The organism is Pseudonocardia sp. D17, assembly GCF_036984265.1.
Classification (GTDB): Bacteria; Actinomycetota; Actinomycetes; order Mycobacteriales; family Pseudonocardiaceae; genus Pseudonocardia; species Pseudonocardia benzenivorans.
The window spans coordinates 1-12,588 of the sequence record NZ_BPRG01000021.1; the positions used below are offsets into that span (position 1 = coordinate 1).

Sequence of the window (12,588 nt, forward strand, 5' to 3'; positions counted from 1 at the left end):
TCGCTCCCGAGTCCAGGATCCGCAGGCCCGATTACCTACCGAACGTTGCCTGACGAGGCACTAGGTACCACCAGTTCGTTTCAATTTCAGGCCGGCACAGATCTCATATGATCGCCGCCGCTCCAGGTGGCTGAAGATCGGCGAAGTGACCATCAGCTCCTGCGCACCCGTCTCGTCAACAATTCTCTGTAGCTTTCGGCGGATAGTGTCAGCTGACCCGACAATATATCCAGAGAACGTCGAGTTAAGCAGCCGCGCTTCCTCGCCAGGGGTGAATTTCTGACTGTTTGCTTCGGTTGGGGAAGGCAGCAAGATCGGCTTTCGGTCAAGGCGAGCGAGCAGCTTCCTCTTTATCGATGCCGCCAGCCAGGCAGCCCGGTCGTCCGTATCCGCAGCTATGACCGGGACACTCACGATGACCTGCGGCTGATGGCTGGCGCGGACAGATCGGAACGACTCTCGGTAGATTTCGAGTTTTCGTTCAATGCCACTTGGGTCCAGGTGGCCTCCATAGGCGTAGGAGAGTCCAAGTGTTCCGGCTAACCGAGCGCTGCACGCACTAGTACCTAGGAGCCATACGGCTGGCGTGTTACCGATAGCTGGAACTGCGGCGACTTCCTCCAACGGCGCGGCGAAATAACCTAACAGCTCGCCGAGCTGTTGCTCGAATGGCTTCGCCGTGCGCTCGGAAGAGCTTCTTACTCGCTCGACAACTTCCTTTCGGCCACCGAGTGCTCGACCGATGCCGAGGTCGACCCGGCCCGGATGGTAGATCTCGAGAGTGCCGAACTGCTCGGCAAGGACCAGTGGCGAGTGGTTTGGCAGGAGGACTCCGCCCGAGCCGACCCGAATCCGCTCCGTGCTGGCTGCAATACGGTCAATTACGACCGCCGTCGCCGAGCAGGCCACTCCTCGCATACCATGGTGCTCGGGTACCCAGTATCGGGTGAAGCCGAGCTCGTCAGCCGATTTTGCCAGGTCAAGCGTGTTGTGCAGTGCAGCTCGAGCGTCAGAGCCCGCGACGATGGGTGAGGTGTCCAATACCGAGAGACCGACACTAGACTCTGCGGAGTTCACCTTCCGGTCCCCTTCCGCGGGCGCCCAAACCTGTGTCGGCAAGCACCCGACTGACCCCAGCCATCCAGGCCGCTCTCTTCCGCCACCGACCCCCGAAATCGGGCTCAAGCAGGGGGTACGGTGGAAGTCGTGCTGGATATACCTCGTCCCCCGCCCAGCGCGAAGTCCGGTTCTGTTCGACTCTCGCCAGAGCCTCAGAAATGATGACGGCCGCCTTATCCGGGCGGTCCATGCCTGAGACGGATTGGTGCGAGCAGTAGGGGGCGAGCTCGGCGAGTCCGCCAGTGATCTCCCCTGTCCTCAGGTCGAAACGCGTTTCGACATCGTCCATATCGTCGTCTTCGACGGGCGGGAGAACGACGTGAGGAAACTCGGCGGTCAGCCTCGACCAGAGGCCATCAATTCCATGCAGGAAACGCTCTTTGGCTCGAAGATCGAGCCACTCCTTGGCACGGTACACGGCACCGGCGATCGGAACCATGACGAGTCCCACCGCCAACAGCAGTTGACCGCCAAGGCGCCCTACGTTGTACCAGGTTCGGAGAACCGGCCACTTGGAGCCAGGAATAGCAATGTAGAGCCCCTGCCTAAGCAGGGCTACGCCGTCAACTCCAAGAACCATCGCCGAGACACCGATTACCATCATAATCGAGGCAGGACGTGCCCACACATGTGTGAGACGCCGGATTTTGGTGAGCGCTCTAGTCGTGCCGATTACCCACACGACTACAGGATACGCAGCGACACCCAGGTAATATAGAATATTCTGCCATGTGCTGGCGCCTGCCGCAATTCTTGGTGAGTGCGGGGCCGTCGCAACAGCGACGTACATCAGACCTGTCGCAACCATCACGCCCAAGAACTCGATGTTGGCCTGCCGTTTGGCCGTAGCGACCGTCGACTCGTCCGCATTTGCTATCAGAAAACAAGCGGAATAACAATAGACGGCGATATTCCAGACAACATTAGTGACAAACGAGTCGTGAATGAAGTCCGCAGCCGGCTTGAAGATTTCGATCGGAAGACTGAGAGCAACTACCAGTCCGATTCCGGTAAGGCCGACAGCCTGGGTTCGAGCCACTGCAATAGCCTGATCTCCGGCCAACACGTCCCGCGGATGGACCACGAACTGACGCCACTCCCACGCGGCCGCCAGCAATAGGACGACGGCAGTTGCCGCCTCAATCAGAGTCATCGTGGCTGATCCATCTGCAGACCGAACATCGCAGCCATTCCGAGCTCGGCGAGGTGATCGGTACTGGAGAGGACATCCGGCCGCGCACGACGACGCGAAATCTGCAGTAGGAAGGTCGCGCCGGCCTCGGCCTCCCATTCCTGCCAGCTTGCGTAAAGACTTGCGGCCGGCTCCAGCTCTCTGGATTCCAGCTCGCCGGGGTCCAGGAGTTCTCCGCAAGTCAGCGCAGACTGCTCGACGAGGTGGCCGCGCGTCAGATGGACGACCTCGTGATAGATGACGGTGGCTTGCTGCACACCCGTCGCAGCACGCTCGTAGAGGATGCGATCCCGTTCGGCCTCAGCAACGAGATGCCCGATTGAGGCGGTGGCGCCTAAGTCTGCGGCCTGCAGCTTGAGCGGCCGTCCTCTGTGCTGCGCCAGCCTGTCGCAGAGTGTGTGTGGCGTGAAAGGAGGCCGAAGCGATAGGTCCGCTATGAGCTTGAGGCAAAAGGCCCGTAGCTGTCGGCCCGTCATGCGCTCATCCATCTGCACGGCCTCAAAAGTCTCGTCGTTGTCGGACTCCGCCAGACGGATGCGGTCGATACCCCATCTGCACGTCCTGATCATGATACGGAGGGAGGACGGGTCAATGGCGCGACTCGGCCGGGCCGACGTCCCCGTCTTCATCCTCGAGCAGGGCGCGAGCGAGGGCTCGCATCATCGAGGCGCGTTGGCGCCGGTCGCGACCGCCCCCCGCACGGTGCGCAGCCTTCGTCACTCCTGACTCTCGGATCGCCTGCTGCAGAGCGAGTGCTGCGGCACGCTCCTCCTCTTGGGCGCGACGTTCCTCGTCGACCTTCGCCGCCAAGCGCGACGCTCGCTCGTCGAGCTCCCGTTCAACTTCCTCGGCGACCTCGGGGTCGACGAAGTAGCCGACACGGACGCCGAAGAACCATGCCAACGCTTCAAGCGTCCGCATAGTGGGGTTGCGCTTGACGCCCCGCCGCAGCTCGCTCAGGTGTGACTCCGACAGCTCACGACCGTCCGCCTTGCATGCCGCGACAACCTCGTTGTTCCGCCAGGGGCGTTCCGGGGCGTGCGGGGGCCTGCTGACCGCGAATAGCCGCTCGAGTCGTTCCGCGAGAGTCGGCTGCGACTGCCCTGCCCTGTCCTGGCTGGTCAACCGGAAGACCTCCTCGGGTGCAGTTCGTTCCCTCCCCTACAGCGTATCTGGAGAGCCAGTTCTGAGCACAATCATTCGCTGGAGCGGATCCGTGGGCGCTGCGGGGGGCGCTCGCCAGGGCGCGATGGCCGTCTGCGACTGCCGGTGAGGCGTGACCGGCAACCGACCGTCGACCGCAGAGTCGCACTTCCTCACACGATCGAGTGGCTCAGGTATTCCTCTTGTCACCCAGTGCTTTAGTCCTGTCGCGTTGCTCGCTCCCCCGGAGCCTTACGTCCCGCCTGCACTTCATCAGCAACAGAACGTTCGCTACCGATCGTGATGACCTACGGCGCGCATGGGCGTTCTAGCGCAGCTGCAAGTGCCCACCGCCACGCGCGCTGCTGGACATTTCGCGGCATCTCAGCGTAGAAAATCACTCGCTTGTCTCGCTGCTACTTCGCTACTGCAGAGGACTACATGACGCCGGAACGCCCGCAGTGCGCCCTTCCTGGGTGTACGGAGCGCGTCCCCGAGGTGGAGGTCGGGCGCCCGCCCCGGCGCTACTGCTCCTCGGCACACCACGCCGACGACCGACGTCGACGAAGCGAGGACGTCGTCGAGTTGCGGCACCCTGGATCGGAGCCGCTCGTCGGCGTGGGCGCGGCAACCGAGAGGTCCCGCGACACTCGAAAGACGCGGCGTCCACCGCTGGGTTCTCGCGCCTGGCAACTCGTTGGCGCAATCGGTGTGGTTGGCCTGGTGATAGCTGGCGACACCTTCGTCCAGGGAACAACCAGCTGGCCCGACTCCGATCCCGGTCCACGGACCGTCGCCCCGGCAAGTTGGGAGTCCCAGGCCCGGCGCGCGCTGGCCTCGATCGACCGGCAGCTCGCCAGCATCGCGACGACGGAGGCGATATGGAATACACAGATCGCCTCGCATTACCTGGGAACACCCGAACAGGTCCAAGTTCTACTGGCCCGCAAGACGCTCCTTGAGCAGCAGCGCGCTGCGCTGCAGAGCCAGCTTGCCACGCTGGATCAGCTCGCCGAGGCTCGCGCAGCGGTTGCGGCGCTGGATCAGCAGATCGCCCATGTAACCGCCACCCTCGACGACCTGCCGCCCATTGGCCGTCTGAGTCCCGATCAGCTCTACGTACGAGACGCGCTGACAGCGCGGCGCGCTCTACTGCTACAGGAACGGGTAGCCCGGCAGGCCGACGTCGATCGGCTGCAGCTGGGCGTCATCGCCGCGCAGCGCAGCCCAGTCCTCGATCCGGCTGACCAGACCACTCCGCTCGTCCAGAGAGTTCTCGACCTGCGCGATCGTCGTCCTTCGGCTCCACCCGAGCAGCCCGCACCCCCGGTCACGAACTCTGAAGGCCGACCGGAGCCGACGATCCTCGCCGCCAGTGACCCGGCGCCTGCGTCGCACAAGGCAGCAGCCTCGGCCAGGTCCGGCCTAGGCCCCACCGGGGCTGTGTCTGACGCGGTCGCCAGACCGGTCCGTGAGGTAGACCGGCAGAACGTGCCGTCCAGCTCGGGTGGTAGCTCACCGAGTAAGTCCGGCGCCGGCAGCGCCTCGTCGCGCAAGGCGTCGCCGCCTCCACCAGAACGCGACAGCTCGGACGCTTCGCGTTCGGACAGCGACTCGGATGCTCCGGCTCCCCGCTCCGCATCTGCGTCGCGGCGCTCGAGCGGGGCGAGCTCGGGTGGCACATCGAGTGGGTCGTCCGCGCAGGAGGCCTACGACTACGCGATGAACACCCCGCAGGGCCGGATGGCCGGCTTCATTGCGGGAGCCTCCGGGGCACCGGTGGGATGATCCGATGGACATCTGTGAACCCTATGAGCCCGACCTTCAAGACGAGCTCATCGGCGACGCCATGGCCGTCGGCGGTCGTCGGTTCGTCGAAGAGGTCACGTTCGAGGCCACCGCTTTGGCCGAGCAGACATGCCCCTGGGACGGTCGCGGGGACGAGCCCGCGGCCTATCGCAGCGCTTGGCTAGCGCACCTCGGCCAGCTTGTCGCGGCGCGCCGCGCTGCTCTCGTCAGGTCCTCGGCAACCCCGCACCCCGACCCGAGCGACGTGTCGCCCCCGACCGCCGAGCAACAGCACTCACCCTTTGACCTCGACCCGCCCCTCGAGAAATGACCACTGGCCCCCAGCAGCGGCCCCGGGAAGAACTCGTGAACCCGAAGGAGCAACTCATGCGGTATCCGACTACGGACGACCTGATGCCGCAAGCTGGGATTCGAGACGAGTCGAGACCGGCTGCGGTCGCGCTCTCCCCCGCGGTCGACGACGATCCCGGCATCACGCCCGCCGAGCAGCAGGATGAGGCGCGACGTCTCCAGCTTCGCGCAGCGCTCGTGGCGGCGGCGACCCAGATCGTGCTCGCGATGGGCGATCTCGACGCAGACCAGGACTGCAGCCCCCGCTTGAGCGAAGCCTCGGCTGAGATGCAGCACGCGGTGGCGCTTAGCCGAGTGGGCTCTGCTGCCTGACTGCGGAGCGGTCAGCAGTTTCGGCAAACCAGAGGAGACGTCGTCGTGCTACCCATACGATCGTACTCAGTAGAGTCGTTGGCGAACTCGCCACAGCCCATCCTTGGCCTGGGTGAGCTCGATCGTCGCCGCCACCGACTCGATCGGGGGGACCGCCGCACTCTGGACGTCGCAGCTGGTCCGAAGGTTCCCGGTCACCTGGACGGAGACGACGCTCGCAGTCCGTGGCGCCTCAGCTGGAATCACCCCGGCCGGCCCCTCGACCGTGGTCCTGCAGCGATTCGCGACGAAGTCGTCCCAGTCTGCGCCAGCAGATCCGGTGCGGGCCTGCTGATACTGCCTCTGCAGCTCCCCGGTGACCACCGGCAACGCCCGGTCGATCCACTCGGTCGGGCTCGCGTCCCGATAACTCAGCTCCCGCGATGCTCGCAGCCACGCGATCGCGCTGGTCACCGGATCAGAGCGCGGGACAGCGGCCTGGAGAGGGCCGTCGCTCCGCGGGACTGACACGGCCGTATCGCCGGAGCTTGGAGCGGAGCTGCCAGAAGTGGCCACCCCGACGAAGTAGGCGCCGACCGCGAGGGCGCCGACAACGAGCACGCACACCACCGGGCCGCGCCATCTGGACCTTCCAGGCCGTGCGTGATCCATGCCCATGTTCCGCCTCATGCTCGAAGTCATCTCCGCTCTATGCCTCCAACTGTATAGTTCATCTGCCCAACAATCCGTACTCAAAGGAGGGTCGTCGTTGATGCCACGGCTCCACATCCCCCAGGTTGCGGGCGTCGCAGGCGGTGTGGGTACATCGACGATCGCGGCCGCGCTCCGCGCCGACGACTGCGGCATCTACCGAGGCGGAGCGCCCGTCGACGTGATGGTCTGCCAATCGACCCTCTACTCCGTCGGGTGCGCACAGCGCGCGATCAACGCCAGCCCACGGCCCCCGGTCCTGGCGGTCGTCAGCGACACCCCCGCGGGAGTGGGCCCCAACACCCGGGCCCGCCTGCGCATGACCGAGCCCCACGTCCAGGGGATCGTCGTCGTGCCGTTCGTCAGCGAGTGGCGAGAAACCGACGCCCAATACGAGCAGGCCCGCGACGTCTTGGCCACCGACGGGGCTAAGCACCTGCGCGCGTTCACCGACGCCGTCGAGCACCTCGTCCAGTACCTCGTATCCGCTCAGGAGCGCGCGGCTTCCACGCGGAATTCCCTGCCTCCGTTTGCTTCACTCCACCACCCGGCATTCCCCTGAGGAGCACCCTTCATGTCGCTGTGGCACACCATTCTTTCTCAGGTCCCCAATCCGCCGGCAACTGAGCCTCCGGGGCTGGGCTCTATTACCAACACCGTTCTGGGCTGGCTCAAGTACGGCGCGCTCGTCGGCGGGGTCGCCGGCCTGCTGATCTGCGCCATTCAGATCATCATCGGCCGCCGCAACAGGAATCAGTACGCAGCGGAAGGACTGACGGGCTCGATGTGGGTGATTGCCGGTCTGGCCCTCGCCTCTGCTGCCGCCACGCTCGTGGGTGTCTTCACCATCTAGCCAGACCCTGGGCGGAATCGAACGGAGTGCACGGGTGGCATACATCGTAGGAGAATACGGCGGGAAGCGTCGCCGTCGACGGCCGCTCCTCATCGTCCTCGCGGTAGTCGCTGTGGTCGTCATCGTGGCTGGCGCGTTCATTTTTGGCCATCGCGGGACCTCCAAAGCAACGCCGCAGCGCGCCGACCAGGGCGACCAAGCCGAGTCCATTTCATGGGAGATGGCCGGCGCTCAACCTGTTCCTGTCTCAAGCGATCACGGACCGCGAATGATCTCCGCTGGTCTCGCGTCCGGCTTCAGCGACGACGAGCTCGGTGCTGTGATCGCGGTCATCAATATCGATGCGCGTCTTTCGCCCGCTCTGGGGCCGGCGGTGTACGAGCCGACACTGCGACAGCAGTGCGTCGGCGACATCGACGGCGTGCTTCAGGCCTTGCCAACCGTCGTCCGCCAGGGGACTCCTGATTCGACATTCCCCACGCAGTACTACTACAAGATCATCGATGGCTCCGTCGCGGCCAGGGCCCTCGATGTCTCGATCGTCGCCGCTACGCCGCAGGCTACGCAGCTCGGCGGATACGCCGAGCTCACCAGGACCGTCTACTGGTACCAGGGCGACTGGAAACTGCAGGTCCCCACGCCGCGCCCTCGCATCATCAACTCCACGGACGGCTACACGCCGCTGGGAGGTCAACCCCATGCCTGAGTGCGATCCGACCAAACCCTATTTCGAGCAGTGCACCCAGGCGGTGCAGCAGCTCAAGGACAAGCTCAGCCCCTTCGGCGGCTGCGGTGTCGATGTCGGCTGCCACGCCGAACAAGTCGCGCAGGACGCGTTCGAGAAGATCGCCGCCCGAGCAGGTGAGGCGGCCGCAGACCTAATCGGCAAGGCCTTCACCTGGTGGATCAAAACACCCACGACGGGCCTCGACGTCGGCGAAGTCGAGAAACTCCAGAACTACACATTGCCGATCGCGGCAGCTGTTCTGGTTGGTTCGGTCCTGTTTCAGGCGATCCGCATGACCGTGTCCCGCAAGAAGGATCCAGCCGTCGCTGTTGGCCTCGGCCTCATCCGTTATGCCGTCATTACCACTATTGGCGTCGGCCTGATCGCCGCGGCACTGACCGCAGGAGATCAGTTCGCCGGGTACCTGGTCGATCAGGGCGTCGACGCCTACACCGAACGCATGAAGCAGATATTCGCCGTCGGGCTGGCGACAAACCCGTTCCTCCTCCTGGTCCTAGCCCTCATCGGCGTGATACTTGCCGCCATCCAATGGGCCATTACGTTTATTCGACAAGCGGGGATCGTCGTTCTGGCCGTCCTGCTACCGCTTGCGGCATCCGGCTCTATCAATGACTCGACCAAGGTGTGGATGCAGCGCATCACCCCATGGCTTCTGACCCTCATCTTCTATAAGCCGATCGCCGCCATGATCTACCTCATCGGCTTCAAGCTGTTCGGTGAGAGCGACGATCTGTCCACGATGATGATCGGGCTCCTCATCATGGTGTTGGCCGTCATCGCCATGCCCGCGATGATGCGCTTCTTTTCGTGGTCCCAAGTGGCCGCGACGGGCGGCAGCGGAGCGGGCGGGGCGCTGGCGATGGGCGCGATGGGCGCCATGGGCGCCGCGTCGCTGCGGTCTCGGATGATGGAGAACTCCGGTCCGGGTAGTGCGCCCGGCGCAGGGTCCGGCGCACCGTCGGGAGGCGCGCCCGGCGGGGGCCAGGGTCAATCGCCTGGCGGGAGTGCCGGCCGCCCTGGTGGCCTCCCGGGGGGCGGGCCGAGCGGGGCCAGCGCGCCTAAGGCGAACGGCGCCGGAGCGGCTGGGGGTGGCGCCGCCGCCAGCGGTGGCGCCACCTCGAGCGGCGCGGCGGCTGCGGGAGGGGGCGCGGCCGCGGGGGGCGCGGCGGCCGCGGCAGGCCCGGCCGGAGCGGCAGTGGCCGCCGGAGCCGCGGTCGCACAGCGGGTTCAACAGGCAGGCCACGCCGCGGTTGACGGCTTCACGAACGGTGCGCAGCAATGACGGGCGCAGACGTACCGACGACCCGGACCTACGGCAACTGGCGCCGCGAGAGCGGATTCGGCATCGGCCGGCTGGGACCAGCACAGACGATGACGGTGTTCGGGGCGGTACTCGTCCCCATCTTCTGCGTCTACATCTCACCCAGCGTCGCGCTATTCGTCGCCGTCGTCGCAGCACTGGTCCTGGCGGCGGTTCTGGTTCGGATGGGAGGGCAGTCGCTCGCGGACGTCGTCACGCGCAGCATCCGGTTCACCCGGGCCCGGCACGCGGGCTGGACGGAGCTGTCCGGCGGAATGCTCACCGACCACCCCCGCAAGCACGATCTTCCTGGCCCGCTCGCACCACTGGTGCCTCTCGACGTCGACGACGGCCGTGGCGGCAAGCAGGGTCTGCTGTGGGACCGGCGAACCGGCTGGCTCACAGCGGTGATCCGGGTCAGCCCGGTCGGGCTCGACCTGGCTGACCGGTCCCAAGCAGACGCGTGGGTCGCGGCCTGGGGGGCGTGGCTGGCCGATCTCGGCTACCACCATCTGGTGCGCCACATCGCGGTCACCGTGGACACCGCCCCCTCGGGCGGCACGACGTTGCAGGACTACGTCACCGAGCGGATCGACCCACGCGCACCGGAGACGGCCCGCTCGGTAATGAGCGAGCTGGTCGCGTCCACGCCGACGACGATCGCCGACGTCGACACCCGGGTGTCGATCACCTTCGACCCCACGCGCGCGGTGCCGCGCCCTGCCGACCTGCTCGGCGCGGTGACCGAGGTGACTCGGTGGCTCCCGGGCATGGAGTCCAGCCTGGCGATGGCCGGGGTCGCAGTGCTCGGCCGGGCGACGGTCGAGTGGCTGACCGGCCGGTTGCGGATCGCCTTCGACCCGGCCAGCCGACCCGACGTCGCCCGCGCCCGCAACGGCGCCAGTTCCGATCTGCTGCTGTGGAGCGAGGCCGGCCCCGTCCGCGCCCAGGAGGGCTGGGAATCGTGGCGGCACGACTCGGGGATCTCCGTGGCCTGGGCGCTGTCGGAGGCTCCTCGGCAGGCCGTGGTGGACCGGGTGCTGACCCCGCTGCTGGCCCCGGGCCCGTTCCCGCGGCGGGTGACGCTGCTCTACGAGCCCTACTCGGCCGGTACCGCAGCCACGGAGGTCGAGCGCGAGATCACGAACACGCAGGTGCGACGCGCGTTCGCCCAACGCACGCGTCGTGACGAGACACAGCGCGAGCGCGACGACTTCGCCCGAGCGTTGCAGTCTGCTCGTGAGGAGGCAGAGGGCGCCGGTGTCGGCAAGTTCTGCCTGTACGTGTCGACCACGGTGGGCGCCGAGGAGCTGCTCCCGGCGGCCACCGCCGACGTCGAGCAGCGCGCGGGGCAGTCCAAGCTGCGGCTGCGCCGACTCCGCGGAGCGCAGGCGGCCGGGTTCGCCGCAGCGCTTGGCGTCGGGCTGAACCCGGCGGAGCTCGCGCGGCGGGCGTTTCGGTGATCGCCCTCCGCCGTCACCCCAGCTCTCGGAGGATCAGATGAGCCGCTCCCTGCGCACGACCCTGTCCCTGCGGCGAGAGGCCGCCGCCGACCCGGTGCGCCGCCCTGAACGTGGCGGTATCGACCCCGCTGGAGAAACGCGCGATCGCCCGGTCCCGCGGTCATGGGGATGGGCCGCCCCGCACAGCGGTCGGGCCGCGAACGTCGAGGCCGGGATCTCCTACCAGGGCACGACCCAGCAGGTCTGCGGGTTGTTCCCGTTCGCGGTGAGCTCCGGCGCGGCGACACCGGGTGTCCCGGTGGGCCGCCACATGCACACCGCCGAGCCGATCGGCCTCGATCCCTCGGAGTGGCTGCGCGAAGGCCTCGTGTCCAACACGGGCATGTGGATCCAGGGGCAGCCGGGCATCGGGAAGTCCACGATCGTCAAGCGGCTGATGACCGGGCTGGTCGCCTTCGGGTTCACCGGGATCGTGCCCGGTGACGTGAAGGGCGAGTACTCGGCGCTGATCGAGAACCTCGGAGGTCGGGTCTGGCGTATCGGGCGGGGGTTGCACTCACTGAACCCGCTCGACGCCGGGCCGCTCAAGCAGGCCGTGGCGCAGACGTCCGGGGAGGAACGCACTCGGCTGCTGGAGACGGTGCGTGCGCGGCGACGCTCGCTGCTCGAGGCCCTCGTGGTCATCGTGCGGCGCGCCGAGGTCACCGTCACCGAGCGGCGTCTGCTCGACGTCGCCCTCGACCTCGCCGTCGCCGCGGACCACACGATGGAGCCGACGATTCCCGACGTCGTGCGGGTGCTGACCAATCCGCCGGCCGAGCTGCTGTCCATCACGGTCTGCGAGAGCGAGCAGGCGTTCCGCCGCGACTCGCGAGACCTGCTCAACACCCTCGGGCTGCTGTGTGCGGGGGCGATCCGCGGCATCTTCGACCGCCCCTCCTCGGTCACCGCGGACCTCGACACGCCGGCTCTGTCCCTGGACATCTCCGCCCTCGACGACGACGAAGACGAGGTCGTGGCCGCGGCGATGCTGTCGTCGTGGGCGTGGGCCGCAGCGGTCATCGACGGCTCGGCCGCCATCGGCCGGCGCCGCAACGTCTTCCGCGTCCAGGACGAGCTGTGGCGGGCCCTGCGAGTCGCGCCCGGGCTGGTCGAGCGGTCCGACCGTGTGACCCGCCTCGGCCGCCACCGTGGCGAGGTCTCGGCACAGGTCACGCACTCACTTGATGATCTGGAGGCGCTGCCGACGGAGGCGGACCGGGCCAAGGCCCGGGGCATGGCGGCCCGTAACGGGATCATGGTGCTGGGCGGGATGGCCGACAAAGAGCTCGACGGGATCCGCCGCATCACCCCGCTGACCGCGCAGGAACGTGGGCTCGTGCGGTCGTGGGCGGCGCCGCCGACCTGGGTGTCTGGCTCGGCGCACCCCGGCCGCGGGAAGTACCTGATCAAGTCCGGGGAGCGGATGGGGCTCCCGGTGGCGATGTCGCTGGTGCCCACTGAGCTGCGTCTCTACGACACCGACCAGGCCTGGCGTCGGGAGCCGGTGCGATGAGACATCCTCTGTCAACCTTCGGGTCAGGCTGCTCGTCCGAGGGCTCGGTTGCG

The 12,588-nt window shown here is 66.9% G+C and carries 14 protein-coding genes; 8 read left to right on the forward strand and 6 right to left on the reverse strand.

Translation table 11 applies throughout. The features are described 5' to 3' along the window. Positions 1 to 60: 60 nt before the first annotated feature. The 5 genes from PSD17_RS03140 to PSD17_RS03160 all read right to left on the reverse strand — a co-directional run bounded on the left by PSD17_RS03140 (position 61) and on the right by PSD17_RS03160 (position 4,513). Positions 61 to 1,077 (reverse strand): LLM class flavin-dependent oxidoreductase, encoded by a 1,017-nt coding sequence (locus PSD17_RS03140; protein ID WP_339121409.1) that lies wholly within the window; start codon positions 1,075 to 1,077, stop codon positions 61 to 63. After that, the gene (locus tag PSD17_RS03145; RefSeq protein WP_339121411.1) at positions 1,058 to 2,272 is read right to left on the reverse strand and encodes a DUF6545 domain-containing protein; all 1,215 of its coding nucleotides are present in this window, start codon (positions 2,270 to 2,272) and stop codon (positions 1,058 to 1,060) included. The genes PSD17_RS03140 and PSD17_RS03145 overlap by 20 nt, the downstream gene beginning before the upstream one ends. Then, positions 2,269 to 2,880, reverse strand: coding sequence for a hypothetical protein (locus PSD17_RS03150; RefSeq protein ID WP_339121412.1), 612 nt, complete (start codon positions 2,878 to 2,880; stop codon positions 2,269 to 2,271). The genes PSD17_RS03145 and PSD17_RS03150 overlap by 4 nt, the downstream gene beginning before the upstream one ends. A gap of 19 nt (positions 2,881 to 2,899) precedes the next feature. After that, the gene (locus PSD17_RS03155; protein ID WP_339121413.1) at positions 2,900 to 3,436 is read right to left on the reverse strand and encodes a hypothetical protein; all 537 of its coding nucleotides are present in this window, start codon (positions 3,434 to 3,436) and stop codon (positions 2,900 to 2,902) included. A 954-nt stretch (positions 3,437 to 4,390) separates the two neighbouring features. Next, positions 4,391 to 4,513: a hypothetical protein gene (locus PSD17_RS03160; RefSeq protein ID WP_339121414.1), complete on the reverse strand. Its 123-nt coding sequence runs from the start codon at positions 4,511 to 4,513 to the stop codon at positions 4,391 to 4,393. Between the two features lie 733 nt (positions 4,514 to 5,246). Between PSD17_RS03160 and PSD17_RS03165 the strand changes: the two genes are divergently transcribed. Both PSD17_RS03165 and PSD17_RS03170 read left to right on the forward strand, forming a co-directional pair. Beyond that, entirely contained in the window at positions 5,247 to 5,573 is a 327-nt protein-coding gene (locus tag PSD17_RS03165; RefSeq protein ID WP_339121416.1) for a hypothetical protein, read from the forward strand. 35 nt (positions 5,574 to 5,608) lie between these two features. Next, positions 5,609 to 5,926, forward strand: a complete 318-nt coding sequence (locus tag PSD17_RS03170) for a hypothetical protein (RefSeq protein ID WP_339121418.1) — start codon at positions 5,609 to 5,611, stop codon at positions 5,924 to 5,926. 66 nt (positions 5,927 to 5,992) lie between these two features. Here the strand turns inward: PSD17_RS03170 and PSD17_RS03175 are convergent, their stop codons facing one another. Then, positions 5,993 to 6,379, reverse strand: a complete 387-nt coding sequence (locus tag PSD17_RS03175) for a hypothetical protein (protein ID WP_339121419.1) — start codon at positions 6,377 to 6,379, stop codon at positions 5,993 to 5,995. Positions 6,380 to 6,593: 214 nt separating this feature from the next. On the opposite strand from PSD17_RS03175, the gene PSD17_RS03180 reads away from it, so the two are divergent. The 6 genes from PSD17_RS03180 to PSD17_RS03205 are packed head-to-tail and all read left to right on the forward strand — an operon-like array spanning position 6,594 to position 12,535. Next, positions 6,594 to 7,178 (forward strand): hypothetical protein, encoded by a 585-nt coding sequence (locus PSD17_RS03180; protein WP_339121421.1) that lies wholly within the window; start codon positions 6,594 to 6,596, stop codon positions 7,176 to 7,178. A 12-nt stretch (positions 7,179 to 7,190) separates the two neighbouring features. Further along, positions 7,191 to 7,469, forward strand: coding sequence for a hypothetical protein (locus PSD17_RS03185; protein ID WP_014203862.1), 279 nt, complete (start codon positions 7,191 to 7,193; stop codon positions 7,467 to 7,469). Positions 7,470 to 7,503: 34 nt separating this feature from the next. Continuing rightward, positions 7,504 to 8,175 (forward strand): hypothetical protein, encoded by a 672-nt coding sequence (locus PSD17_RS03190; RefSeq protein WP_339121423.1) that lies wholly within the window; start codon positions 7,504 to 7,506, stop codon positions 8,173 to 8,175. Next, a complete protein-coding gene (locus PSD17_RS03195; protein ID WP_339121425.1) occupies positions 8,168 to 9,499 on the forward strand; it encodes a hypothetical protein in 1,332 nt (443 codons plus the stop codon). The genes PSD17_RS03190 and PSD17_RS03195 overlap by 8 nt, the downstream gene beginning before the upstream one ends. Next, complete coding sequence (locus PSD17_RS03200; RefSeq protein ID WP_339121427.1) at positions 9,496 to 10,980, forward strand: SCO6880 family protein; 1,485 nt, start codon at positions 9,496 to 9,498, stop codon at positions 10,978 to 10,980. Before PSD17_RS03195 ends, PSD17_RS03200 begins: the two co-directional genes overlap by 4 nt. Positions 10,981 to 11,017: 37 nt before the next feature. Beyond that, complete coding sequence (locus tag PSD17_RS03205) at positions 11,018 to 12,535, forward strand: hypothetical protein (protein ID WP_339121428.1); 1,518 nt, start codon at positions 11,018 to 11,020, stop codon at positions 12,533 to 12,535. Positions 12,536 to 12,588 lie beyond the last annotated feature (53 nt).

Bases quoted from the DNA above. Each gene is read 5' to 3' on its own strand.
- PSD17_RS03145 (WP_339121411.1), bottom strand. From the start codon at position 2,272: ATGACTCTGATTGAGGCGGCAACTGCCGTCGTCCTATTGCTGGCGGCC.
- PSD17_RS03150 (WP_339121412.1), bottom strand. From the start codon at position 2,880: ATGATCAGGACGTGCAGATGGGGTATCGACCGCATCCGTCTGGCGGAG.
- PSD17_RS03160 (WP_339121414.1), bottom strand. From the start codon at position 4,513: ATGGGCGATCTGCTGATCCAGCGCCGCAACCGCTGCGCGAGCCTCGGC.
- PSD17_RS03165 (WP_339121416.1), top strand. From the start codon at position 5,247: ATGGACATCTGTGAACCCTATGAGCCCGACCTTCAAGACGAGCTCATC.
- PSD17_RS03180 (WP_339121421.1), top strand. From the start codon at position 6,594: ATGCTCGAAGTCATCTCCGCTCTATGCCTCCAACTGTATAGTTCATCT.
- PSD17_RS03185 (WP_014203862.1), top strand. From the start codon at position 7,191: ATGTCGCTGTGGCACACCATTCTTTCTCAGGTCCCCAATCCGCCGGCA.
- PSD17_RS03195 (WP_339121425.1), top strand. From the start codon at position 8,168: ATGCCTGAGTGCGATCCGACCAAACCCTATTTCGAGCAGTGCACCCAG.
- PSD17_RS03200 (WP_339121427.1), top strand. From the start codon at position 9,496: ATGACGGGCGCAGACGTACCGACGACCCGGACCTACGGCAACTGGCGC.
- PSD17_RS03205 (WP_339121428.1), top strand. From the start codon at position 11,018: ATGAGCCGCTCCCTGCGCACGACCCTGTCCCTGCGGCGAGAGGCCGCC.